This is a genomic window from Streptomyces sp. NBC_00425, from assembly GCF_036030735.1.
Taxonomy (GTDB): domain Bacteria; phylum Actinomycetota; class Actinomycetes; order Streptomycetales; family Streptomycetaceae; genus Streptomyces.
In genome coordinates this window covers 8,053,846-8,078,542 of sequence record NZ_CP107928.1, presented here as the reverse complement: position 1 = coordinate 8,078,542, position 24,697 = coordinate 8,053,846, and the positions used below count along the sequence as shown (strand labels likewise).

19 protein-coding genes are annotated in these 24,697 nt (G+C 68.1%); all 19 read left to right on the top strand.

Annotated elements, in window-relative coordinates; all coding sequences use genetic code 11:
- Positions 1–576 precede the first annotated feature (576 nt).
- The 19 genes from OHS82_RS35615 (at position 577) to OHS82_RS35525 (ending at position 24,648) form a co-directional block, all read left to right on the top strand.
- Positions 577–1,461 carry a hypothetical protein gene (locus OHS82_RS35615; protein WP_266728797.1) on the top strand — a complete coding sequence of 295 codons (885 nt, stop codon included), beginning with the start codon at positions 577–579 and terminating at the stop codon, positions 1,459–1,461.
- A complete protein-coding gene (locus tag OHS82_RS35610; RefSeq protein ID WP_266728795.1) occupies positions 1,458–1,745 on the top strand; it encodes a hypothetical protein in 288 nt (95 codons plus the stop codon). The genes OHS82_RS35615 and OHS82_RS35610 overlap by 4 nt, the downstream gene beginning before the upstream one ends.
- 199 nt (positions 1,746–1,944) lie before the next feature.
- On the top strand, positions 1,945–3,306 hold the full coding sequence (locus OHS82_RS35605; RefSeq protein WP_075662675.1) for a glycine cleavage T C-terminal barrel domain-containing protein: 1,362 nt from the start codon (positions 1,945–1,947) through the stop codon (positions 3,304–3,306).
- Positions 3,307–3,398: 92 nt separating this feature from the next.
- Positions 3,399–4,424 (top strand): alcohol dehydrogenase catalytic domain-containing protein, encoded by a 1,026-nt coding sequence (locus OHS82_RS35600; RefSeq protein WP_328435242.1) that lies wholly within the window; start codon positions 3,399–3,401, stop codon positions 4,422–4,424.
- Positions 4,425–4,522: 98 nt separating this feature from the next.
- Positions 4,523–5,146 (top strand): TetR/AcrR family transcriptional regulator, encoded by a 624-nt coding sequence (locus OHS82_RS35595; RefSeq protein WP_063768379.1) that lies wholly within the window; start codon positions 4,523–4,525, stop codon positions 5,144–5,146.
- Between the two features lie 822 nt (positions 5,147–5,968).
- The gene (locus OHS82_RS35590; protein WP_328435241.1) at positions 5,969–7,384 is read left to right on the top strand and encodes an alpha/beta hydrolase; all 1,416 of its coding nucleotides are present in this window, start codon (positions 5,969–5,971) and stop codon (positions 7,382–7,384) included.
- A gap of 223 nt (positions 7,385–7,607) precedes the next feature.
- Positions 7,608–8,180: a TetR/AcrR family transcriptional regulator gene (locus tag OHS82_RS35585; protein WP_266728786.1), complete on the top strand. Its 573-nt coding sequence runs from the start codon at positions 7,608–7,610 to the stop codon at positions 8,178–8,180.
- Positions 8,181–8,557: 377 nt separating this feature from the next.
- Positions 8,558–9,604 carry a pyridoxal phosphate-dependent aminotransferase gene (locus tag OHS82_RS35580; protein ID WP_266728784.1) on the top strand — a complete coding sequence of 349 codons (1,047 nt, stop codon included), beginning with the start codon at positions 8,558–8,560 and terminating at the stop codon, positions 9,602–9,604.
- A gap of 204 nt (positions 9,605–9,808) precedes the next feature.
- Entirely contained in the window at positions 9,809–10,615 is an 807-nt protein-coding gene (locus tag OHS82_RS35575; protein ID WP_328435240.1) for an IS5 family transposase, read from the top strand.
- Between the two features lie 368 nt (positions 10,616–10,983).
- Positions 10,984–12,291 (top strand): ABC transporter substrate-binding protein, encoded by a 1,308-nt coding sequence (locus tag OHS82_RS35570; RefSeq protein WP_328435239.1) that lies wholly within the window; start codon positions 10,984–10,986, stop codon positions 12,289–12,291.
- A gap of 212 nt (positions 12,292–12,503) precedes the next feature.
- Positions 12,504–13,454, top strand: coding sequence for a carbohydrate ABC transporter permease (locus OHS82_RS35565; protein WP_328435238.1), 951 nt, complete (start codon positions 12,504–12,506; stop codon positions 13,452–13,454).
- A complete protein-coding gene (locus OHS82_RS35560) occupies positions 13,451–14,344 on the top strand; it encodes a carbohydrate ABC transporter permease (RefSeq protein WP_328435237.1) in 894 nt (297 codons plus the stop codon). The genes OHS82_RS35565 and OHS82_RS35560 overlap by 4 nt, the downstream gene beginning before the upstream one ends.
- 111 nt (positions 14,345–14,455) lie before the next feature.
- Complete coding sequence (locus tag OHS82_RS35555; RefSeq protein WP_328435236.1) at positions 14,456–15,445, top strand: alpha/beta hydrolase; 990 nt, start codon at positions 14,456–14,458, stop codon at positions 15,443–15,445.
- Positions 15,442–16,182 carry a sugar phosphate isomerase/epimerase family protein gene (locus tag OHS82_RS35550; RefSeq protein WP_266728774.1) on the top strand — a complete coding sequence of 247 codons (741 nt, stop codon included), beginning with the start codon at positions 15,442–15,444 and terminating at the stop codon, positions 16,180–16,182. The genes OHS82_RS35555 and OHS82_RS35550 overlap by 4 nt, the downstream gene beginning before the upstream one ends.
- Complete coding sequence (locus tag OHS82_RS35545) at positions 16,179–17,273, top strand: Gfo/Idh/MocA family protein (RefSeq protein WP_266728772.1); 1,095 nt, start codon at positions 16,179–16,181, stop codon at positions 17,271–17,273. Before OHS82_RS35550 ends, OHS82_RS35545 begins: the two co-directional genes overlap by 4 nt.
- Positions 17,274–17,296: 23 nt before the next feature.
- Positions 17,297–19,768 (top strand): glycoside hydrolase family 2 TIM barrel-domain containing protein, encoded by a 2,472-nt coding sequence (locus OHS82_RS35540; RefSeq protein ID WP_266728770.1) that lies wholly within the window; start codon positions 17,297–17,299, stop codon positions 19,766–19,768.
- A complete protein-coding gene (locus tag OHS82_RS35535) occupies positions 19,765–20,415 on the top strand; it encodes an RraA family protein (protein ID WP_266728768.1) in 651 nt (216 codons plus the stop codon). The genes OHS82_RS35540 and OHS82_RS35535 overlap by 4 nt, the downstream gene beginning before the upstream one ends.
- A gap of 9 nt (positions 20,416–20,424) precedes the next feature.
- A complete protein-coding gene (locus OHS82_RS35530) occupies positions 20,425–21,039 on the top strand; it encodes a TetR/AcrR family transcriptional regulator (protein WP_266728766.1) in 615 nt (204 codons plus the stop codon).
- A 78-nt stretch (positions 21,040–21,117) separates the two neighbouring features.
- Entirely contained in the window at positions 21,118–24,648 is a 3,531-nt protein-coding gene (locus tag OHS82_RS35525; RefSeq protein WP_266728764.1) for an indolepyruvate ferredoxin oxidoreductase family protein, read from the top strand.
- The last annotated feature ends 49 nt before the right edge of the window (positions 24,649–24,697 follow it).

Below are 24,697 nucleotides of genomic sequence, written 5' to 3'. Positions count from 1 at the left end.
TGCCAACGAGCGTCGGTGAGCACCGGGAGTCCCGGCGGCTCCGCTGCGGATGCCCTGAACTCCCGTGGTGCAGCACCATCTTGTGGGTGGCCTGGGCCACGTCCAATACGCGGTTTCATATCGCAGCCATGGACCGGATGAATACCCGGCCACACGCCGTGTCCGCCCTTCGGGGCAGCTCGCGTCACGGGCCGGCGTCAAAGGATCTGGTGTCCCCCCGGTGCTGGTGTCCCCTCCGGTGCTGGTGGCGCTGCTCCGGGGAACGGTGCGTCACACCGGCCGGCGAGGTCGTCGGGCTCATCCAGTCGGCCACCAGCAATGCCCTGGCCGGCTGCGGCCCCGCTTCGGTGACGAGCTGCTGGTGGGCATGCTCCACCGGGCGGCCTCAGCTGCCACGGACTTTCGCGCACCCTCCCACATGACGAACGTCGTCGGACCATACGCTCCGCGGATAGTGCGCATACCGGTTCCGCTATTCCACAACGACGTCGCACCGCTCACGCTGTTACCACCGAATGTGGAGATCCCCTCTGTACGGCTGGTCTGCCTGGAGGGTTCCATGCTGAAAGGTGAGCGATGGCCAGCGTCGTCCAAGTGCTGTGCACTCCCCATGACCCGCTGCTCCCCGGCGTTGCCGCCGGCGGATCGGCGGCTCCCGAGCCGCTGCGGCGATCAATAGCCCATTTCGCGGAACTGCGGACACGGCTCGCCGCCGCGCGGCCCGACGTGCTGGTGGTGGTTTCCGGTGACCACTTCAACCAGTGGTTCTACGACAACATGCCGACCTTCCTGATCGGCAAGGCGGTCCGTGCGCGTGGCCCGTTCCCGCACGAACAGGAGCTGTTCGGCATCGGGTCCTACGACACCGCCCTGGAAGGGGACATCGCGCGGCACCTACTGCGCGGTGGCTTCGAGCGCGGGATCGACTTCTCCTACAGCGATGACTTCCTGCTCGACCACGGTTTCACCGTCCCGTTGAGCTTCCTCAGGCCCGAGCAGGACCTACCGGTCGTTCCGATCTTCACCAACGTGATGGCTCCGCCGGTGGCCACCGGTCGTCGTTTCTACGACCTCGGCGCCGCCATCGTCGAGATGGTGGAGGCGCACCCCGCCGACCTGCGGGTGGCGATCATCGCCAGCGGGCACCTGTCCAACGCGATCGGCAACCCGGCCATGGCTCGGTTCCAGACCGAGCCGGAGACAGAGTGGGACAAACGGGTATGGGAGCAGATCACCGCCGGTGACACCGAGTCGCTGATCAAGGAGACCACCTACGAGTCGCTGGCAGCGATCGGCAGCGGCACCCCTGGATTCCTCGACTTCCTCTTCGCGCTCGGCGCTGTGGGCGGAGTCACCCCGGACTACGCCGAGAAGGTAGCCAGCACCTTCGCCCCGCCGACCGGTTTCCTGGCCTGGGGTGACCATGCGTCCGCCCCCGCATCGGAGGTGGTGGCCCCATGAGCCGGTACGCAACCAACCGGGTGCTGTGGGAGGTCGCCGCCGACGGCGACCTGGCGAAGCAGCTGAAGGAAGTCCCGGAGGCCGCCCTCGCCGACCGCGACCTGACCGACCAGGAGCGCGAGGCGTTGGCCAGGACCGACATCCGCGAGTTGTTCCAGCTCGGTGTCCACCCCTTCCTGCTCTACAACTTCGCCCTCCGGCTGAACGGCGGCTTCTCCATGGAATTGATGGCGTCCTACCTGGAGCAGCTGAAGGGTCTGGAAGTCGGCGACGTGACGACCTGACCGCGTGACCAGGGCGGCGTATCGACGGCCAGACCCCTCGGCCGCCGACCGGGCCAAGTAGTCGTCGCCTGCCGACGCAGCGGCACAGGCCGCGCCGTCCATCCTTCTCGTGAGTATGTCGCTCAGCGAAATGACAGCTTCCCGGCGAAATAACTCCGGGTCAGAGGTGCCGTACCACCATCACCGCCGGAGGAATTTCATGGAGCATCTGATCGACCGGCAGCGCGCCCGTTACCAGGCTTTGCTGGAACTGGCCGACCGTCCCTTCGACGTGGAGCGGCCGGCGGTGTTCAGCCCGGCGGCCGCCGCGCAGGACGAGGCGAACGTCAAGGGTCTGCTCTTCCGTTGGACGCCCGTTTTCATCCCGTACGAGTACACCAACTGGGGCGAGGAGAGCCTGGCCCATGTGCGGTCGTGCTACATCGGCGACTGGTCGGCCATCGGCAAGCTCCGCGTCCACGGGACCGAGGCCCTGACCGCGCTCACCCGCATCGGCATGAACAACCTGTCACGCTTCGAGCCCGGCCAGATCAAGCATCACGTCCAGCTGGACGAACGCGGCCACATCGCCTCCGAGGGCCTGCTGTACCGGGTGGCCGAGGAGGAGTTCGTCTACAGCGGCGGCGGCGTCGACTGGACCGCCTGGCAGATCGACCAGGGCGACTGGGACGCCAAGAGCGAGGTGATCAGCCCCGACATGTTCATCTTCGAGATCCAGGGGCCGACGTCGCTGTTCGCACTCGAGGCCGCGACCGGCGAGAGCCTGCGCGACATCGGCTTCAACCGGAGCCGCATGACCAGTATCAGCGGCATCCCCGTGCGGATTCTGCGCTCGGGGATCTCCGGGGAGCTGGGGTACGAACTGCACGGGTCCGCCGACGACGCCAACGCGGTCTGGACGGCGGTCGTCGAGGCCGGGGCCGAGCACGGCATCCGCCAACTGGGGATGCGCTCCCAACTCGTGGCCCACATCGAGGCGGGCATCGCGACCGTCGGCATCGACTACCTGCCTTCGTCGATCATCACGCCGGGGGCGCCCAGGCTCTTTCCCCGCGGGATGCCGGACGGCAGTTTCGTCCCGACCGACGTGACGGAGTTCTTCCGCCGCCCCGGTGAGCTCGGCTGGGGCCGTCGCGGAGCCCTCACCTCCCACGACTTCATCGGACGCGACGCGCTGGCCGCGGAGGCGGCCGAAGGCGGCCCGGCGCGCCACCTGGCAGGCCTGCACTGGAACAACGAGGACGTGATCGCCCTGTTCGCCTCCCAGTTCGGCGACGGCCCGGTGCCCGAACCCATGGAGATGCCGCGCAAGATCGGCGCCAGCCTCGACCAGGTGCTGGTCAACGGACGCCCGGTAGGCGTCTCGACCTCCCGCACGTACAGCACGCACCTGCGCCGCACCATCTCCCTCTGCGTCATCGATCGCGACCTGGCGGCACCGGGCACCGAGGTGACGGTGCTGTGGGGGAACCCCGGCACCGCCCAGCGCGAGCTCCGCGCCACCGTCACCTCCCTGCCCATGAAGGAGGACCGCCGTCGCACCGACGTCAGCACGCTGTGATCCTGTCGTGACGCGCGCGTACCTCCTGCGCCGTCGGTCATCGACGACATCCGCGCCCTCCTTTCATCCGTCGCACAAGAAAGGTGAACTTCGTGAAGGCAGCCGTGATACCCGCGGTCAACGGCAGGTGGGAACTGCGCGAGGTGCCCACTCCACAGCCGGGGCCCGGCGAGGTGCTGATGCGGGTGCGCGCCTCCGGCGTATGCGTCAACGACGTCCTGGCCACCACCGGGGCGATCCGGTTCCCCTCGGTCGACCCGGCGATCACCGGACACGAGCCGGCGGGCGAGGTCGTCGCGGTCGGGCCGGGGGTCACCACGCGCCGCGTCGGTGACCGGGTGGGAACCCACTGGGTCCGGGCCGCCTGCGGACGGTGCGACTACTGCCGTCTGGGCCTGCCGGTGACCGGGCAGGCCGCCTTCGCGTGCGCGGCACCCACCACGACCGGTTTCAGCGTGCAGGGCGGACATGCCGAGTACATGGTCGTGGGCGCCGACGAGACCGTACTCCTGCCCGACGGGCTCCCCTTCGAGTTGGCCGCGCCCATGCTGTGCGCGGGCTACACGGGATGGTCCGCCCTGCGCGCCGGGGAGCCTCAGCCGCACGAGCGGGTCGCCGTGCTCGGCATCGGCGCGGTGGGCCATCTGGCGGTGCAGTTCGCGCACGCCTGCGGCCTCGAGACGATCGCGATGACAAGCTCGCCGAACAAACACGACGTGGTACGGCGGCTGGGCGCGGACGAGGTCGTGGCGAACGGCGCCGAATTGCGCGCAGCGGGCGGCGCCGACGTCATCTTGGCGACCGGCACGTCCTATCCGGCCGCGGCGGAGGCGCTGCCGGGCCTGCGGCCCGGTGGGCGACTGGTCCTGTCGGGCATCGACCCCACCGCCCCCTTCACCGTCCCGCCCTCCGGCAGGGGCCTTCCGTTCATCGGCACTCGCATGCAGGTGATCGGTTCCACCCACAACGGGCCGCAGTACCTCCGGGAGGCCCTCGACCTCGCCGCCGCGGGAAAGGTCACCCCCATGGTCGAGACGTTCCCGAAGGAGGAGGTGGCCACGGTGGTCGACAAGGTCGCCAAGGGCGCCGTCCGCTTCCGTGCGGTGGTCACCTACTAGGAGGTCGTCCGGGCGGCGACCTCGCCGCCTCGCCACGCTAAAACAGAAGCACGTTGATGAATTAAGGCAGGGGCAAGGCACCGCTCTATGCTCGACCCGTGACAAAGCAGGCGAAGGCAGCGAGCAGCGGGGCCCGCGGCCCCCGGGGGTCCTATGCGAAGACCGCGGAGGTGCGGCAGAAGATCCTCGACGCCTGCGTCGAGGCATTCGGCGCCGGAGGCTTCCACGGCGCCACCATGAAGGACATCGCAGAGCGAGCCGGCATCAGCCAGACCGGCCTGCTGCACCACTTCGGCAGCAAGGCGGAACTGCTGGTCGAAGTACTCGCCGCACACGAGCGGGAGACGGCCGCGATCGTCCGGGAAGCCGATGACCTGGATGTTCTGCAGACTCAACTGCGGGTCGTACACGCCAACAAGGCCCGACCCGGACTGATCCAGCTGCACAGCATCATCTCGAGCGAGGCCACAGCCGACGGGCATCCCGCTCACGAGCTGTACCGGGCCCGCTACGACAGCCTGCGCCTGCACCTGACCCGCATCTTCGCCGAGTTGCGCGGTCGCGGACGCCTGAAGGTCGACACCAGGCCGGAGGTCCTCGCGAACCTGCTCATCGCATCCATCGACGGACTTCAGATGCAGTGGCTGTACAACCCGGGCGCGGTGGACGTGTCGACAGGCATCGAGGCCTTCCTCGCAGGGGTGGTCGACGACGAGGCCTGAGAACTTCCATGCGACTGAAACCGTGTGCTAGCGTCCACCTCAATCTCGAAATACGAATCTAATTTCGAGATTGAGGTGATCGGTTCGCCGATCGCGCACGCGCAGTCAAGGAGACCTCACATGCCTCGCTCTCGGCCATCCGAGGCTCGCACCCCGGCCGAGACATCCGCTGCATCCGCGCCGTTGGCCGACGCCGCCGCGCCCGCCCCGAGCACGGTCCACGATGTGACTTCGTCCGGTACCGGTCTGCGGCGAAGGCCCCGAGCCGGCCGCCCGGCTCTCCGCCCGCCTCGTCGGCGCGCGACCCCGACCGCACCCGGCGTGGCGGAGGCCGGCGAACACTTCCCCGGGTACGGCACATCCGAAGGCGCAGGCGACCAAGGCATCGATCGGATCGGGCATGCCTTCGTCGACGAGCACCCTGCCGACACGTATCGAAGACCCCGGCGACGCTCCCGCTGAAGGCCGCCGAGGCTCCTCCGGGCGCGGCCGACCTGTGTGCCCGCGCACCGGCGAGACCGGGATCCGGCTCCTTGTCGGCGACCAGGCGAGCCATGAGCGTGCTCGCGCCTGGTCGGCCGACCCGTCTCGAAGCGGCTTGAGCGCACGACGCCAGATGCCGCGGCGGCATCGACGGCGGCGGGTCACGGAGACGTCCCAGCGCGCGGCTACGACATCCACGGACGCCGCGCCCCCGATCATCGCCGAACACCGGGACGGCGGCACGCCGACCCCGGAGACAGCCGCCGTCCCGTGTCCCCGGGCGCCGCGAGCCCGGCACGGACAGAGAAGCGAAGCATGACTACAAGGAGACGGACCATCTTGAACGGCAGGCGCGTGAGGATCCCCGCGACACTCGCTCTGGGCGCGGTGATGGTCTTCGGATGCAGTCACCCTCCCGCCCAGACAGCCGAGGCAGCCCGGACAGCCGGGGCAGCCGCGGCAACCCGCACCGATACCGGCATCGCGCTGGTGAACAAGAAGCGACTCTCGCCGCGGCTCAGCGAGCTGACCTTCACCTCGTCCGCTCTCGACGGCACGACCGAGGTGCGCGTACTTCTCCCCCGCGGCTACGACGCGCAGAAGGGGCGCCGTTACCCCGTCCTGTACCTCTACCACGGTGGCGGGCAGAGCGCTTCGAGCTGGACACAGGACGGTGCCGCAGAGGAGATCACGGCCGGCCTGCCCACGATCGTGGTGATGCCGGACGCCGGCTCCACGGAGTGGTATGCCGACTGGTGGAACAACGGCCACCGCGGCCGGCCGATGTGGGAGACCTTCCACATCAACAGGCTCCTCCCCTGGGTGGACGAGCACTACCGCACGATCCCCGAGCGCGGGGCCCGGGCTGCCGCCGGACTGTCGATGGGCGGGTTCGGGGCCGTCTCGTACGCCGCTCGGCACCCCGACCTCTTCGGTGCCGTCGGCTCGTTCTCCGGAGACGTCGACCACCAGAACGTCCAGATGCGCACCATCATCGAGCAGCTCCACCCTTCCCTCTGGGGCCCGTGGGCGACGCAGGAAGTCCGCTGGCGCGGGGACAACCCCTGGGACCTGGCGGCCAATCTGGCCCACACGGACGTGTCCCTGTACACGGGCAACGGCCGGCCCCGGCACGACGGCGAGGCCGTGGACCCTACGGAACAAAGAATCCAGCAGGAGAACGTGTCCTTCCACGAGCGCCTGCTGGATCTCGGCATCCGGCACCGGTGGCACGACTACGGACCCGGCAGCCACACATGGCCCTACTGGCAGGCCGACCTCCGCGCCTGGATACCGCACCTGAAGGCCTACTTCGCCCGCCACTCGCGGCACCGCGCCACTCCCCGGTCGTTCACCTTCTCGTCGATTAGGCCGCAGTACAGCGCCTACGACTGGACCGTACGGATGCGGCGGGAAGTCACCGAGTTCAGCGCACTGAACGTTGCGCGCCAGCGCCGCTTCACGGTGGTCGGGAACGGCTCGGCCACCGTACGGACGCCCTCACTGGCTCGCCCGGGCACGCGGTATCGCGTCACCGTCCGCGACCACGAGGGCGCTTCAGCGCGGTCGGCCACCACCGACGCCCAGGGGCGCTTGACGCTTCCCCTCGTACTGGGCACCGGCAACCCGCACCAGCAGTACTCGCCGCACGCCGACACGTCGAGTACGGGCCCCAGCCCTGACGACATGCCGTTCCACACCAGGGGTGACAGCTCCCGCTTCAACCGGGCCGAGGTGACGATCCTCCCGCGTTGAGATCCGCTCGCCCAGCCCTCCGGGCCAGAGGCCCGGGGGACACCGAGGAAGATCAGCAGAGCCATTCATGCACATCCCGGCACCGGGCGAGGCTCCGCCGCTTGAGCGACTCGGACGGACGTCACTATCGTCTTGCCCAGAGGTGAGACACCTCTCTGCGATGAGGCATCCCGGGAGGCTCCCCCTGACGGTCAAGAACGAGGAACAGGGTGCTGGGCGCGGTATGCGCCGCGACGCGGTCCGCAACCGGCGCAAGCTCCTGGAGGCCGTGGGGGAAGCGCTCAGGACCGAGCCCGGCGCGATGACCATGGCGGTCGTCGCGGAGCGAGCCAACCTGTCGCTGGCCACGGCCTACCGGTACTTCCCGTCGGTCGAGGAGCTCCTCAAGGCCTACCTGCTCGGCGTGATCGTCCAGCTGCGCAACTACAGCCACGACTGCCCCAAGACCGGCCCGGCCCTGTTCGAGGACGTGGTGCGGGAATGGGCTCGTCTGGTCCGCAGCTACGGCCCCGCCATGGTCCAGATCCGGTCGCGCACGGGGTTCCTCACCCGCCTGCGCGGCAACGACGAGGTGATCACCCCGGTCCGGGACGCCTGGGAGCGCCCCATTCGCAGTGTGATGCGGCACCTGGACGTGCCGGATGATCATTTCGATCACGCGTTGTTCCTGTACAACGCCATGTTCGATCCACGCGAGATCCTGGACCTGATCAGCACCGGCCTCCCGGAGGAGGAAGCGATCAGCCGTCTGACGGCGGCCTACTACGGGGCTCTCCAAGGCTGGGCAGGCGCCTGAGGCGCACGATCGGCAGCCGGTGAGGGGCGGCTCCCGGCGGGGGCCGCCCCTCAGTACCAGGAACCAACCTCCCACGGCGTCTGCGGTGGGCTTCAGGCCTGCCCACCGGACCACAGCGCGCAGGCAGCGCGCCCACCGCGGACCCGCTCGGGCATGTGCAACCACCTACCTCCGGCCGATCCAGCCGCGTCCCCACCCTTGAACCGCTCATCACGATGTGAGAATGTTCTCGCACTTTACATCCATCGTGACTCCCTGGAGATCGGATGAGCGCCCTCCCCTCCCGAACGGCCACTTCCCTCCCGGAACGCATCAGAGCAGCGTCGAGGCGGCCCAAAACGCTGGGCGGTTCGGTGCCGGGCGCCATATCCCTGGCCATGGGTGAGCCGGACAGCAACACGCCGCTGCCAGTGGTGGAGGCCGCCGTCCGGGCGTTGCGCGCCGGTCGCACTCGTTACTCGCAGATCACGGGGTCTCCGGATCTCCGTCAGGAAATCGCCTCCCACCTGGCGCGTTTCCAGGGCCCGGGGGTCGAACCGGCGAATGTCGTTGTCACTCACGGAGGCAGCGCCGGCCTGGCAGCCACCGTCCTCTCTCTGCTGAACCCGGGCGATCGAGTGCTGCTCCCCGAACCGACCTACTCCCTGTACGCGGACCACGCAGCCATGGCAGGGGCCGAGGTCGAGTGGATCTCCACGCGCCCTGACGGCTCGATCGACCTGCGCAAACTCGCGGCGGCGGCACCCGGTGCCCGCATGCTCATCCTGTGCAATCCCGTGAATCCCACCGGAATGGTGTTCTCCAAAGCCGATATTGAAGGAGTCGGTGCCATTCTGCGCGCTCACCCCGACCTCTACCTCCTGTCGGACGAGGCATACAGCGACATCATCTTCGACGGCATCGCGTTCACCTCGGCATCCGAACTGATCTCCGTGCAGGACCGCGTGGTGCTCTCCGGCACGTTCTCCAAGTCGTACTCGATGACCGGCTGGCGCATCGGTTTCATCTGCGCCGCCCCCGCTGTCGCCGAAAAGATCAACCTCGTCCACCGGACGATCAACGGGCCTCTGAACACCTTCGTCCAGGACGCGGCCATCGAGGCGCTACGCATTCCCGACAAGGATCTGCACGCACTCTCGGCGCCCTTCCAGCACCGCCGAGATCTGGTCATGCGGCACCTCGACGGTCTCGACGCGGTGAGCGTCGTCCGGCCTCTCGGGGCGTTCTACGCATTCCCCCGTATCGACAGCGCCCTGTCCTCCGTCGAACTTGTGCAACGGTTCGCCGACGGAGGCGTGCTCGTACGCGCCGGGTCCGAATTCGGCCCGTCGGGCGAGGGACACGTACGCCTGTCCTTCGCCACGGACGAAGCGGCACTCGAAGAGGGTCTGCGCCGCTTTACGCACGTCATCAAAGCGCTTTAGCACTGCCCTCCTCGATTTCGATCACATATCGGCCTGACCGACAACGCCCATACATTGACTCTCGGAGATCTCGAGTGCGTCACAGAGGTCCCGAACTCCGTGCTGCCCAGCAACTCTTTCAGTGAACCTCTTTCATCCTGTACTGACGGGTGAAAAGGGCTGGTCAGTGGGTGTGGTGACGAGGCAGGGCCCCTCGTCGTTGGCGTGGTGATTCCACTCAGCACACCGGCGACCGAAGGGGCCCTGTTGGTTCCGTATCCTGCCACTCTCGACGTCCCGCATGAGCTCGTTGAGCACGTTGCCTGGCTGCTGTACGAGCACCGCCGCGCGCGTAACACCCGCTGGCGGAAGCTCGGCTGCTTCGACCAGGCACTGCTCACGCTTGTCCACCTGCGCAAGAACGAGACGTTCGCCCAGCTCGGCGCCGGGTTCGCGATATCGCAGGCCACCGCCTGGCGCTACGTGGACGAGGCCCTGGAGGTGCTGGCCTCCTGGGCCCCAGGCCTCCATGAAGCCCTCACCGGCCTCGGTGAGGGCGACCACATCATCGTTGACGGCACGCTGATCCCCACCGACCGCGTCCGCGCCGATCAGCCGTACTACTCGCAGAAACACAAGAAGCACGGCATGAACGTGCAGGTCATCTCCCGCTCTGACGGCACACCACTGTGGTTCTCCCGCGCGACACCAGGCCGCACACATGACCTGACCGCGGCCCGCGCCCACGGCATCGTCCAGGCCTGTCTGACCCGGCAGATCCTCGTGCTGGCGGACCGCGCCTACCAGGGTGCCGGCGCCACATTCCGCACCCCGTACTACCACCACAGCGAACAGCCCGAGCACTACCAGCAGTTCAACCGCGACCACGCCCGACTCCGAGCCCCCGGCGAACGCGCCTTCGCCCGGCTCAAGTCCTGGCACATCATGCGCAGAGCACGCTCCTCCACCCGCCGCATCAGCCGCACCGTCCAAGCCATCCACGTACTACTGACCTGCGACTATTCAGGATGAAAGAGGTTCAGTGACGAGCCAAGCTCTTTACCAAAAGTCGACGAGGAAGCGTTGACAGGCGGCGCACCCGGCCCCATAGTCGACGCAACTGAGACTCGCTTCGCACTTCAGAGTGGGCCGCTCGGTTCGAACGCAAGCACTCCGAGCCTCGGACCCTGCTTCGCGGGGCCAGCGCATCACGTAGGCCAGACGGGCCAACAAGGGCTGGCGCACACCTCAAGTGAAACCCCAATCGCAAGCCGTTCGGCAGTGTTCGTAGGGATGAGTCCCCGATGACGGGAAGCTCACCAACGACTCCGTGCGCGACACGCCGCTCGCAGATCAACCGGCAAGCTCCGCAAGGCGGACGGCCGACGGAAGGAGTTCCCATGGCTTCACGGTGGGTGAAGGGGGCCGGGGTCATGTTGACCGTTGCCTCGCTCGTCACGCTCAGCGCCTGCAGCGGGTCCGGCGACTCGGGCGGTTCGAGCTCCGGCGGCAAGCCGGTGACGGTGGAGTTCTGGGGGGCGGCGGTCGGCCTCGACAAGTCCGTGGCGCTGTGGAACAAGTCCCACCCCGACATCAAGGTCAAGTACAGCCAGATCCCGGCGGGCAGCATCGGCGGCTACGCCAAGATGCAGAACGCGGTGAAGGCCAGCAACGCACCCTGTCTCGGTCAGGTGGGCTACGACACCCTCTCGAACTTCATCGCCACCGGCGCGCTGGAGGACATCTCCCAGTACGCCGACTCCGCCAAGGACAAGTTCGTGCCGTGGACCTGGCAGATGTCCAGCGTCGGCGACAGGGTGTTCGGCATCCCCGTCGACACCGGGCCCATGGCGATGTACTACCGCACCGACCTGTTCAAGAAGTACAAGATCTCGCCGCCGAAGACCTGGGACGATTTCGCCGCGGCCGCGCAGAAGGTACACAGCGCCAACCCCTCGGCCTACCTGACGACCACGCCGCAGGACGCCTATGACCTGGGGGCACTGACCTGGCAGGCCGGGGGCAAGTGGTTCGGTACTGCGAACGACCGGTGGCAGGTGACCATCGACAACCCTCAGACGAGCAAGGTCGCGCAGTACTGGCAGGGCCTGCTGGACAAGAAGCTGGTCACCAGTGACCCGATGCTGGACACGGCCTGGTTCAAGAAGGTGCAGGACGGGCAGCTGCTGTCGCTCGTCAGCGCCGTGTGGGCGGCTCCGCTCATCTCCAAGAACCTGCCCGAGCTGTCCGGCAAGTGGGCCGTGGCGCCCATGCCCCAGTGGTCCGCCGGGCAGGAGGCGGCCGGTAACCGCGGAGGCTCGGCGACCGTGGTGCTCAAGGGCTGCGAGCACCCGAAGGAAGCCACGGAGTTCGCGACCTGGATGAGCACCGACAACGACAGCGTCACCAGTCTGATCAAGAACACGGGTATCTACCCGGCCGCGACGAGCGGACAGCAGCTGCCTGCCGTGGACCAGCCGTCGGCGTACTTCGGCGGACAGAACATCTACGACGTGTTCAGGACAGCGGCCGCGAACACGAGCACGGGCTGGGTGTGGGGCCCGACGATGAGCCAGGTTCAGTCCGACATGAAGGACGGGCTCAAGAAGGCCGGAGCCGGGCAGGGCACCATCCCGAAGACCGTGACCTCCGTACAGGACAGCACCGTCGCGGCCATGAAGAGCCAGGGGCTGAGCGTCGGGAAGTGACGCGCGCGGTGAACGACGTCGGGCGCCCGGCGGCCTTCCTCACCTGCCGGGCGCCGGAGCCGCGGCTTTACGCCCTTGCCCTCGACACGCGAGCGTCCGTCCCTCCCTCGTGCCACCACCGCCCGCGCCCCCGCAGGGCGACGACCAGCCCGACCAGCACCCATGACCAGTCGGTCCCTCACTTCACGGGACCACTTCAGCAAGGAGCAGGCATGGCGACAAGAACGCCTGACGACGCTCTCGCCCACCCCATCGCCGGCTCGGCAGCGAAGCGAATCCCCGGCCGTGGCCACACTCGTTCCGCGGTGCTCTTCCTGGCACCGTTCGGGCTGTTGTTCACGGCGATGATGCTCGCACCGATCGGCTACGCGGTGTACCAGAGCTTCTTCAGGACGCACCGCAGCGGCCTCGGACTGGGTCCGTCGACGACTGTCTTCGCCGGGTTCGACAACTACGTGACGGCTCTGCACGACAGCCGGTTCATGTCGTCGTTCCTGCGGGTGTTCACGCTCGGCATCGTGCAGGTGCCGGTGATGCTGGGCCTGGCGCTCCTGCTGGCGCTGCTGCTGGACTCGCGTGGCGCCGTGTTCAAGAAGTTCTTCCGGCAGATCTACTTCCTGCCCTACGCGCTGCCGGGCGTGATCGCCGCGATCATGTGGTCGTTCCTGTACGCGCCGAGCGTCAGCCCGTTCACCGCCGCTCTGCGGCATGTCGGGCTCGATGTTAACTTCCTGTCCGGCGACCTCGTGCTCGCCTCGATCGGCAACATGATGACGTGGGCCTGGACCGGCTTCAACATGCTGATCATCTACTCGGCCTTGCAGGCGATCCCCGGCGAACTCACCGAAGCCGCCGTGATGGACGGCTGTTCCGGGTGGCGCGTCGCCTGGCACGTGAAGATTCCCGCGGTACGGCCGGCGCTGATCCTCACCACGGTGTTCTCCATCATCGGTACCGCACAGCTGTTCAACGAGCCCGCGGTGCTGAGCCAGGTCGCCCCGACCGTCTCCCCGACCTACACGCCGATCCTGGCGACACAGCAGTCGGCGGACATCAACAACTACAACTACGCGGCCACCCAGTCGGTCATCCTCGCCCTGCTGACCTTCGTGCTGTCGTTCGGCTTCCTCAAGTTCACCCAGCGGAAGGGCACCTTCGCATGACGACCGTCACTCCCTCCGCAACACGTGCCGCCGCCGGGCCTCCCGGCCGACTGCGTACGTCATCGCTGGCCGGCCGGGCGGGCGTGTTCGCGGTCATGGCGCTCTTCGCCCTGTACACGCTCATCCCGGTCTGGTGGCTGCTGGTCACCGCGACGAAGAACAGCGGCTACCTGTTCACCACGAACGGGCTGTGGTTCTCCCATTTCGACCTGTGGACCAACATCCGTGACGTCTTCCGGGAACAGGACGGCATCTTCGCCCGGTGGCTGCTGAACAGCGCCCTCTACAGCATCGGCGGTGCGGCGGTGAGCACGACGCTGTCCGCCATGGCCGGGTACGCGCTGGCCAAGTACCCCTTCCGCGGTCGGGACCTGACCTTCAACGTCATCCTCGGCGCCGTCCTGATCCCGGACGTCATGTTCGCGCTACCCCTGTACCTGATGTTCAGTCAGGTCCACCTCGTCAACACCTACTGGGCCGTCTTCCTGCCCAGCGTCGTCAGCCCGTTCGGGGTCTACCTGTCACGCATCTACGCCGGAGCGTCGGTACCGGACGAACTGATCGAAGCCGCGCGACTCGACGGTGCCGGCGAGGCCCGGATCTTCTGGCGGGTCGCCATGCCGATCATGTCGCCCGCGCTGGTCACCATCTTCCTGTTCCAGTTCGTCAGCATCTGGAACAACTACCTGCTGCCCCTGCTCATGCTCAACAGCGACGAACTCCAGCCGGTCACCGTCGGGCTGGCCAACTGGCGAGAAGGGGTGAACCAAGGCATCCCCTACAACATCACCATCACCGGCGCGTTCCTCTCGGTGATCCCTCTGATCGTCGCGTTTCTCGTCCTTCAGCGGTTCTGGCGCTCCGGACTGGCCGCCGGGAGCGTGAAGTAGGCCTGCCCACCCGGCAAATCCGGCCGGCCACGCGGCCGAGCGGACATCCCCCACCGCCTCCCGCCTGCGCGCGCTGCACCCGATTCCCCGCACCCCTGGAGACCTGACCTGATGACCCTGCATCCCAGCATCTCCGCCCGGCTCAGCCTGATCGAGGGTCTCCCCTCCTGGCGCGAGACACTCGCCGATCCGGCTGTGCAACCGCGCCTTCAGGAATACCGGACCTGGAAGGCGGCACCGGCACTGCCCTCCGTCGAAACCGGCGACGAGAGCATTCCCGGCCCGCACGGCCCGATAGCCGTCCGCGTCTACCGGCCGCCGTCAGCACCGCGGGGGCCTCGCCCCGGCCTGGTCTGGGTGCACGGCGGCGGATGGGTCTTCGGCGATCTCGACATGCACGAGGCCGACTGGACCGCCCGCGAGGTGTGCGCCAGGGCCGACGCCGTGGTCGTGAGCGTGGACTACCGGCTCGCGGTCGACGGCGTGACGTATCCGGTGCCGCACGACGACGTCGTGGCGGGCGTCCGATGGGTGCGCGATATCGCCGCGGAGCTCGGCATCGAACCGGCGCGGATCACCGTCGGTGGCGCGAGCGCGGGGGCGAACCTCGCCGCAGGAGCCGTACTTCGCCTGCGGGACGACGACAACTGGCTGCCCGCCACCCTGGTACTGGCCTATGCGACCATGCACTCCGTCTCCCCGCCCCTCGCGCCGGCACTGGCCGAAGCATTCGCGCCGTTGCCGCGCATGGTCCGGATCCTGCCGGAGGACGTGCCCCAGATGACGGCCAACTACCTGGGCGGCACGCCGGATCCGCACGGCTACGCCTTCCCCGCGAGCGCCGTCCTGGACGGACTCTGTCCCACCCTGCTGCTCGACGCCGAGTACGACGACCTGCGCGCCAGCAGCGAGGCATTCGCGGCCGCACTCGCGAAGTCGGGCGTACCCGTGCGGCATGTCACGGTGCCCGGCGTACTGCACGGCTTCCTCAACCTGCCCTCTTCGGTTGAACCCGTGGACCACGCGCTCGCCGTCCTGGCCGACACGGTGACAACGGCTCATGCGGGAGAACTCGCACCGGACCCGGGAGAACGCGGATGACGGAGCGCCTGCACTCAGTGCAGCTCTATACGCTGCGCAACGCCATCGAGACCGATCTCCCGGGGACGCTCGCGCGCGTTGCCGCGATGGGATTCGAGAACGTGGAGCTGTGGAGGTTCGAGCAGTACCGCGACGCGTACCGGCGTGCGCTGACCGAGACACCGCTGCGCCCGCTCAGCGCACACGCGAGCCTCGTCGATGGAAACGCTTCCGCGGCTGTCCGCATGGCAGCAGAGCTCGGAATCGGCACGCTCATCGAACCGCACATCATCGCTCGGCGCTGGACCACGCGGGCGGACATCGAAGCGGCGGCCGCGAGTCTGAACGGCGTCGCGAGGCTTGCCCGGGACGCAGGCATCACCATCGGGTACCACAACCACGACCACGAGGTCCGTCAGGACTTCGACGGCAGGACCGGCCTCGAAGTCTTCGCGGAGGCGCTGGACGAGGACGTCGTCCTGGAACTCGACACCTTCTGGGCCGAGGTCGGTGGCGCTTCCGCCGTGGAGTTGATCTCCCGGCTCGGGGCGCGCGTCAGGTTCCTGCACCTCAAGGACGGCCCGTACACCACAACCCTCCTGGAGCAACTGCCGGTCGGCCAGGGTTCGATGCCGGTGGCCGACATCCTGAAGGCCGCACCGGACGCGGTCCGCGTCGTGGAACTGGACGACTACGCGGGCGACCCGTTCGATGCCGTGCGGCAGAGCCTGCGTCACCTGGTGGAGGTCGACCGGTGAACTCCAAGCGAGTGGGTGTCGGCGTCATCGGCGGCGGCGTCATCAGCAGCCACTACCTCGAGAACCTGACCCGGTTCCCTGATCTGAACGTGGTCGCGATAGCGGACCTCGACCAGGAGCGCGCCCGTGCCCGTGCGCGGGAGTTCGGGTTGCGGCACCTGCTCGTCCACGAGCTCCTGGCCCACGACGACATCGAGATCGTGCTGAACCTCACCGTCCCCGCCGCCCACTTCGACGTGTCGGCCCGGATCCTCGCGAGCGGCAAGCACGTCTGGAGTGAGAAGCCCCTCGCCACCAGCCGCCGCGACGCACGGTTGCTGCTGGACAAGGCCGGACGGAGAGGACTTCGCGTGGCCTGCGCGCCCGACACGTTCCTCGGTGGTGCCCTTCAGACAGCACAACGAGCGGTCCTCGCGGGCCGCATCGGCGAACCGAAGAGCGCGCTGGCGATCATGCAGTCCCCGGGACCGGAAGGCACCCACCCGAATCCCGCCTTCTACTACGACCAGGGCGCCGGCCCGCTGCTGGACATGGGGCCGTACCACGTCACCGCGCTCGTGCAAACCTTGGGTGCCGTCCGGCGTGTGAGCTCGGTTTCCTCCACCGCACGAGCCGTCAGGCGCGTCCTCGTCGGGGCGGGCGCCGGGACCGAGTTCGACGTGCGCGTACCGAGTCAGCACATGGCTCTGCTGGAGTTCGCCTCCGGCGCACGGGCGACCCTCGTCACGAGCTTCGATTCGGGCATCCGCCGCGACCTTCTCGAACTGCACGGCACGGAAGCCTCACTCGAGATTCCCGACCCCAACCGCTTCGCTGGAACAGGCAGGTTCGTCCCTCTCCACGCGGAACCGGAAGACGTACCCGCTGTCGGGTCCACGTGGGGCCGGGGAGTGGGGGTGCTGGAGCTCGCTCGCTCGATACGCGACGACGTACCGGAACGCGCCTCCGGTGCACTCGCCTGCCACGTTCTCGACGTGCTCCTCGCCATCGCGGAGGCGGCACGGGCCGGGACACCGTTGACCCTCGAATCCACCGTGGCATCGCCGGCTCCCCTGGCCGAGAACTGGGACCCCACGGCCGCGACCCTCTAGAACGATCGAGCAAGGAAGTTCCAATGATCCGCATCCCGTTCAACGACGCGTGGCGCGTCGGCCCTCTCGTGTCCGTTCACGAGGCGATCGTGGTCGCCGGCGCCGGTGAGGAAGAAGTCACCCTGCCGCACGACGCCATGTTGGGGGGAGGGCGGTCCGCGGAGAACTCCGGTGGACCGCAGACGGGCTACTTCCGCGACGGAAAGTGGACCTACGAGAAGCAGTTCGACGTTCCGGAGGAATGGGCGACGAAGCGAGTCACCTTCGAGTTCGAAGGTGTCTACCGTGACGCGATGGTCTACATCAACGGTGCTCTCGCCGGTCAGTGGGCGGGCGGATACTCCCGCTTCCACGTCAGCGCGGACCCCTTCCTGCAGTACGGCCGGGCCAACACCGTCCGGGTGGACGCACAGGCACACCAGGACTCCCGCTGGTACTCGGGGGGCGGCCTCCACCGTCCCGTCAGCGTCCTCGTCGGCGACCTCGTCCACGTCACCCCGACCGGGCTGCGAGTGACCACGCCGGACATCGACGCCGATCTTGCCACCGTGGTGGCGGAGACCGAGATCGTCAACGAGGACGTCTGCACTCACGTCGTCGACGTGCTCCTCCAGATCCTGGACGCCGGGGGCGAGGTCGTGGCGTCCGACCGGGCCCGGGTCACGCTCCTGGCGGGCGAAGGGATCACCACCCATCAGCGGGCCTACGTCCAGCGGCCGTCGCTGTGGAGCGTCGACTCGCCCCACCTTTACCACGCGTCCGTGCGCCTCTTCGACGACAACCGCCCGCTCGACGAGGCTTCCACTCACTTCGGTATCCGTACCGTCACCGCCGACCCGATCCGCGGCCTGCGGATCAACGGCGAGAGCGTCAAGCTCCGCGGCGGTGCGATCCACCACGACAACGGCATCCTCGGCGCCGCCGACTTCGCCGACGCCGCCGAGCGGCGGGTGCGGACGCTGAAGGCCGCGGGCTTCAACGCGGTACGCTCCGCGCACAACCCGATGAGCATTGCCCTGCTCGACGCGTGCGACCGTCTCGGCATGCTCGTCATGGACGAGCTGTTCGACGTGTGGACGGTCGCGAAGTCCGGTGACGACTACTCGCGCAGATTCCCGCAGTGGTGGGAACGCGACGTCGACTCGCTCGTGGCGAAGGACTTCAACCACCCCAGCGTGATCATGTACTCGATCGGCAACGAGATCATCGAAGCCGGAACCCCGCACGGCACGCGGCTGGGCCGCCGCATCGCCGACCGGGTACGCGCGCAGGACCCCACCCGCCTGGTCACCCACGCGCTCCAGGGCATGTACATCGCCCGCGACAAGATCCCCGCATTGAAGGCCGAACTGGGCCAGGACGCCGCCTCTGTCCGGGGCCTGAACGACTACCTCGGCCAGGTGACGCATCTGATCGACGCCCTCATGGCCTCGCCGGTCGTCGGAGAGCGACTCGCCGAGCCCGCCTCCGTGCTCGACGTCGTGGGACTCAACTACGGCGAGAGCCGGTACGTGCTGGACAAGGAGGCCCATCCCAACCGCGTGGTCGTGGGCTCGGAGACGTTCCCGACGAAGATCGACCGGCTGTGGCAGCTCGTCACCGAGAACCCCCACGTCATCGGCGACTTCACCTGGACCGCATGGGACTTTCTCGGCGAGGTGGGAACCGGCCGGCACGTCTATCCCGAGGACCAGCAGGTGCACCGCGCCCCCTACCCGTGGCTCACCGCCGAATGCGGGGACATCGACGTCGTCGGGCAGCGTCACCCGATCTCGTACTACCGCGAGATCGTCTACGGGCTCACACAGACGCCGTACCTCGCCGTGCGACGCCCTCGCGAGGACGGCTACGTCATCAAGCCCAGGGCCTGGACCTGGACCGATGTCTCCCCCAGCTGGACCTTCGACGTTCCTGACGGCTCGCCGCTCCATGTCGAGGCCTACGCGGCGGCCGAGGAGGTCGAGTTCCGGCTCAACGGCACCACCGTCGCGACCGTGCCCGTCGGTACCGAACGGAACTTCGTCGCCGAGGCCGACGTGCCCTACGCGCCCGGTCTCCTGGAGGTCGTGGCGTACCGCGACGGAGCGGAGGTGGGACGCTCGGCGCTGCGCACCGCCGGCGAACCCACGCACCTGAGCCTGGAGACGGACCGCACCGAACTCGGCGCCGATCCACAGCGGTTGGTCCACATCGACATCACCCTGATCGACGACAGCGGTGTGCTCAACCCGAACCGGGACACAAAGATCACGATCCAGGTCGACGGTCCCGGGGTCCTCCAAGGATTCGGTACGGGAGCCCCGGCCACCGAGGAGAGCTTCCTCGACGATTCCGCCACGTCGTTCAAGGGACGTGCCCTGGCGATCGTCAGGGCCACCGGGGAAACGGGACGGATCACCGTCACAGCCCGGGCGCACGGACTCCCGGACGCCTCCCTCGAGATCGACGTCGTCCAGGCACCCATGCATCACGTGACACGGGAAGGACAGCAATGACCTACGCGCCGACATCGGCCGGCTCGCCCAACATCGAGGTCGGCCCGAAGTGGCAGCGCCCTGACGGGGAGTTGCTCGCACAGTTCCAGCGGCACTCGGTCGCCAACATCGGAGACGCACTCGGACGCCTCGGCATGCCCGACGGCGGCATCACACCCCTCTGGGACGGCTGCCGTGCCGTGGGCAGCGCCCTGACGGTCCTGACGGTCGCCGGAGACGATCTGGCCGTGATCGACGCCGTCGCGCACATCGAATCCGGCGACTTCCTCGTCATCAACGGATTCGGTTACCCGGGCCGGGCGGTGATGGGCGACATCCTCACCCAGTACTTCTCCTCGCGGGGAGCCGTGGGAGCGATCGTCGACGGAGCGGTCAGGGACCGCGACGAGATCCGGCAGCAGCACTTCCCCGTGTGGTCGCGTACGGTCACGCCGGCAGGACCGTGGAAACACGGCCCGGGAGCCGTCGGGACGCCCGTCGCCATCGGCGGTGTCGTCATCAACCCCGGTGACGTGGTCGTGGCCGACGCGGACGGCGTCGTCGCAGTGCCCCTGAGGAAGGCGCACGGCATCGCCGCCGAGCTGGCGCGGATCGCGGAATCCGAACAGGGCATGCGCACGCAGGCCAAGCAGGCGCCCACGAAATGAGCCGCATACATGAAGAGGACGCGCATGCGCAGGGACCAGCGGTTGAACAACGCCAAGCTGATCCAGGCCGCCGCAGAGCTTTTCGAGCGTTGCGAGCAGCCGATCAGCCTCGCCGACATCGCTCGGCAGGCGGACGTGTCGGTCGCGACGGCTTACCGGCACTTCGAGTCAGCGGACGACGCCCTCAGTGCCTACCGGCGGGACATCGTGAGCAAGTTCCGCGATCACAGCCTCGAGCAGCCGAGCAACGGTCTGGCCCTGCTCGAGAGTGTCTGCGGCTTCTGGGTGGACCTCGTCCTCGCCGAGGGCGCGGCGCTGGTGCACCGCCGGTCACCGGAAGGGTTCCTCGCTCGGTACAAGGCCGATGAGCCGTACCTGGAAGGCCAGGCGGAGGCCCTGGCCCGTCCTGTCCGCGAACTCGTGGCGATTCTCGGGGTGGGAGAGCTCGTCGGCGTCGAGGACGAGGCCGCCTTCCTGTGGAACGTCCTCTTCGACCCCCGGGAGATCTTCGATCTCCGTGACACGCTCGCGCTGTCGCCCGCGCAGATCACGCACCGACTGGTGTTGGCGTTCCGCGGTGCGCTGCTCGGCTGGGCGACCGCGCGGCTGACCGAGCCAGCCTGACCGCGAGAAAGCCGTCTCTCCGCACGCGCAGACGGGCGGGACCCTTAGCAGCCACAGATTGTCGTGAGGAAGAGGACGATGACTGCACCCATCACCGAGACCGGGCGGCCGGGCGGGCGACGCTTCCGTCTGGATGACCGCTACCGCCGCGAGGAAGGCGTCGTGCACCTCTCCGGGATCCAGGCTCTCGTCCGCATTCTGCTGGACCGCTCCCGGCGTGACAACACGAACGGACTGCGTACCGCGACATTCGTCTCGGGATACGAGGGATCACCACTGGCCGGCTACGACATCGAGTTGGGCCGACGCGGGGCGTTGTTGCACGAGCACGACATCGTCCACAAACCGGGGCTGAACGAGGAGCTCGCCGCGACCGCCGTCATGGGCAGCCAGCTGGCCGGCCAGGTCGGCGCTTCCCGGTGCGACGGCGTCGTGGGCATCTGGTACGGCAAGTCCCCCGGCCTCGATCGCGCCTCCGACGCTCTCCGCCACGCGAACCTGGTGGGAACCGGCCCTTCCGGCGGTGCCGTCGCGCTGGTCGGCGACGACCCGGGAGCCAAGTCGTCCAGCGTGCCGTGTGCCAGCGAGGCGACGCTCGCGGACCTGGCGATCCCAACGCTGTACCCGGCCGATGCCCAGGACGTCCTCGACTTCGGGCTCCACGCGCAGTTCCTCTCCCGGTTCAGCGGCCTGTGGGCGGGCCTGAAGATCACCACCGCCGTGGCGGACTCAGCGTCCACGGCCGTCGTGGCACGCAATCGGATCACGGGCACCGAGGGCGACGGGAGCCCCAGCCCGCACAAGCCGAGCTCCATGCTCCTGGGCGCGAACCTCATGTCCCTCGAACGCAGCCTGCACGACATCCGCCTCCCTCGTGCCGTGGCGTACGCCCGCCTCAACCGCCTCAACCGCCTGGTCCAGCGCGGGCCGTCGGACACGATCGGCATCCTGACATCCGGCAAGACCTACCTCGACGTCCGCGAGGGCCTCCGCATCATCGGCCTCACCGACACAGACCTCGCACGGTACGGCATCAGGATCCTCAAGCTCGGCATGATCTTCCCCCTCGAACGCGACGCCGTCATCGAGTTCGCGGACGGTCTCGACCAACTGGTCGTCGTCGAGGAGAAACGGCCGTTCCTCGAAACCGCCGTCAAGGAGATCCTGTACGGCCGTCCCAACGCCCCGGTCGTCCACGGCAAACAGGACCAGCACGGGCGATCGCTGTTCAGTCGCTCAGGAGAGCTCGACGTGGACAGCATCGCCGCCGGACTGTCCAGGGTGCTGGCTCCGCTCGGCATCGAAGCCGCCCACGCATGGCGTCAGCGCCCCAAAGCGCGTGCGACGTTGGCGCTGCCCCTTCTGGCCCGCAGCCCGTACTACTGCTCGGGGTGTCCGCACAACACCTCGACCACCGTCGGTGGGGACTCACTGGTCGGCGCTGGGATCGGCTGCCACTCCATGGTCGTGTTCATGGATCCCGAACAGGTCGGCCCGGTCGTCGGCATGACCCAGATGGGCGGGGAAGGTGCTCAGTGGATCGGATTGGAACCGTTCGTCGACGCCGACCACTTCGTGCAGAACATCGGTGACGGCACCTTCATGCATTCAGGCAGTCTGGCCGTCCGGGCAGCGGTCGCCGCGGGGGTGAACGTCACGTTCAAGCTGCTCTACAACGGAACGGTCGCCATGACCGGCGGCCAGGACGCCGTCGGTAACCTGCCGGTCGACCGGCTCGCCGCCATGCTGCTGCACGAAGGCGTCGCCAAAGTGATCATCACGACAGAGGACAGGGCCCGCATCCCACGGGCCCGGCTTCCGAAGTCGGTGAAGGTTCTGGACCGGGCCGAGATCGAGGGAGCGCTCGCGGAGCTTAAGGCCACTGCCGGTGTCACGGTCCTCATCCATGACCAGGAATGCGCCGCCGAGAAACGGCGCGCCCGTCGGCGCGGTAAGGCCGAGGGGCCGACGACGCGAGTGTGGATCAACGAGCGCATCTGCGAGGGCTGCGGTGACTGCGGCCGCAAGTCGAACTGTCTGTCGGTTCACCCGGTCTCGACCGAGTTCGGCCGCAAGACCAGGATCGACCAGTCCTCGTGCAACCTGGACTATTCGTGTCTCGACGGCGACTGCCCGGCGTTCATGACCATCACGCCCGCCGGCAAGCCGAAGCACGCCGACCTTCCCGCCCTGGGCCCCACCGACATCGCCGAGCCGGCCCGCACGGCCGGAGCCGGATCCTTCGGTATGCGGATCACCGGGATCGGCGGAACCGGCATCGTCACCATCTCGCAGGTGCTGGCGACCGCGGCCGTCATCGACGGCCGCCACGCCCGCAGCCTCGACCAGACCGGACTGGCCCAGAAGGGCGGCGCGGTCGTCTCCGACATCAAGATCACTGAGGATGCCGTCGAACAGGGCGCCAAGATCGCCGAGGGACAATGCGACCTCTACCTCGCGTGCGATCCGCTCGTCGCGACCGACCCGAAGTACCTCTCCGTCGCCTCCGCGGATCGCACCGTCGCCGTCATGACCACGACCGAGATACCCACCGGGCAGATGGTGGTCGACACGACCGTCGGCTTCCCGGCTCCCGATGTCGTACGTCATGCCGTCCACGACGCGATGAGCCGGCTCATCGCTCTGGACTCCGGCTCGCTGGCCACGCAGCTCTTCGACGACGAGCAGTACGCCAACATGCTCCTGGTGGGTGCCGCCTACCAGACCGGGCTGCTGCCGATGGCGGCTCCGGCCATCGAAGAGGCCATCACCCTGAACGCAATCGCCGTCGAACGCAATGTGCAGGCCTTCCGGCGAGGCCGCCAGGCGGTCGCCGACCCCGAGGCGCTGAGTGCCACGCTTGCCGACCCGACGCTCCCAGACGTGGAACCGCGGCTGCCCGCCGGGACCACCGAGCTCGTGGCGTTGGTCACCGATGATGAGGAATCGGAGCTGCATCGCCTCCTCACCGTGCGTGTGTCCGACCTCATCGACTACCAGGACAGGCGCTACGCCCGCGCCTACGTCGACTTCGTCCAGACGGTGGCGGCCACGGAGCGCGCTGCCGCCGACGGCTCGAACGAGCTGACCGAGGCTGTCGCCCGCTGTCTCCACAAGCTCATGGCATACAAGGACGAGTACGAGGTCGCACGACTCGCCATCGACCCAGCCGTGGACGACCGCATCACCGCGGCATTCGGAAGCGCGAGCCGACGCTCCTACCGCCTGCATCCACCCGTCCTGCGAGCCCTGGGCATGGAAAGGAAGGTCGCTCTAGGAAGCTGGTTCCGCCCGGTCCTCAAAATGCTGCATGGGCTGCGGCGCGTTCGAGGAACCCGCCTCGATGTGTTCGGGCTCCAGCACATGCGACGCATCGAGCGTGATCTCGTCGGCGAGTACCGGGAGTCGATCAAGACCGCGATCGCGCTCCTGACCGAGGAGAACCTTGCCGATGTTCGCCGGCTCGCGGAACTGCCCGATGCGGTCCGTGGATACGAAGGCGTCAAACTCGCGGCCATTGAGCGCTACCAGGCCGAGCAGGCGCGCATTCTCGGCGAGTTGCGGGAGAGCGCGGACCCCGTCCCGACGGAAGCCGGGCAGGGCCGTTGAACTCGCTGTGAGGCAGACCGTCTCGCGGGAGCCATCGGCTCAGGGAGTA

What these genes read in the sequence shown, in the direction of transcription:
- OHS82_RS35615 (WP_266728797.1), top strand. Translation starts at nt 577, where the DNA reads ATGGCCAGCGTCGTCCAAGTGCTGTGCACTCCCCATGACCCGCTGCTC.
- OHS82_RS35610 (WP_266728795.1), top strand. Translation starts at nt 1,458, where the DNA reads ATGAGCCGGTACGCAACCAACCGGGTGCTGTGGGAGGTCGCCGCCGAC.
- OHS82_RS35605 (WP_075662675.1), top strand. Translation starts at nt 1,945, where the DNA reads ATGGAGCATCTGATCGACCGGCAGCGCGCCCGTTACCAGGCTTTGCTG.
- OHS82_RS35585 (WP_266728786.1), top strand. Translation starts at nt 7,608, where the DNA reads ATGCGCCGCGACGCGGTCCGCAACCGGCGCAAGCTCCTGGAGGCCGTG.
- OHS82_RS35580 (WP_266728784.1), top strand. Translation starts at nt 8,558, where the DNA reads ATGGGTGAGCCGGACAGCAACACGCCGCTGCCAGTGGTGGAGGCCGCC.
- OHS82_RS35570 (WP_328435239.1), top strand. Translation starts at nt 10,984, where the DNA reads ATGGCTTCACGGTGGGTGAAGGGGGCCGGGGTCATGTTGACCGTTGCC.
- OHS82_RS35565 (WP_328435238.1), top strand. Translation starts at nt 12,504, where the DNA reads ATGGCGACAAGAACGCCTGACGACGCTCTCGCCCACCCCATCGCCGGC.
- OHS82_RS35560 (WP_328435237.1), top strand. Translation starts at nt 13,451, where the DNA reads ATGACGACCGTCACTCCCTCCGCAACACGTGCCGCCGCCGGGCCTCCC.
- OHS82_RS35555 (WP_328435236.1), top strand. Translation starts at nt 14,456, where the DNA reads ATGACCCTGCATCCCAGCATCTCCGCCCGGCTCAGCCTGATCGAGGGT.
- OHS82_RS35550 (WP_266728774.1), top strand. Translation starts at nt 15,442, where the DNA reads ATGACGGAGCGCCTGCACTCAGTGCAGCTCTATACGCTGCGCAACGCC.
- OHS82_RS35540 (WP_266728770.1), top strand. Translation starts at nt 17,297, where the DNA reads ATGATCCGCATCCCGTTCAACGACGCGTGGCGCGTCGGCCCTCTCGTG.
- OHS82_RS35535 (WP_266728768.1), top strand. Translation starts at nt 19,765, where the DNA reads ATGACCTACGCGCCGACATCGGCCGGCTCGCCCAACATCGAGGTCGGC.
- OHS82_RS35530 (WP_266728766.1), top strand. Translation starts at nt 20,425, where the DNA reads ATGAAGAGGACGCGCATGCGCAGGGACCAGCGGTTGAACAACGCCAAG.
- OHS82_RS35525 (WP_266728764.1), top strand. Translation starts at nt 21,118, where the DNA reads ATGACTGCACCCATCACCGAGACCGGGCGGCCGGGCGGGCGACGCTTC.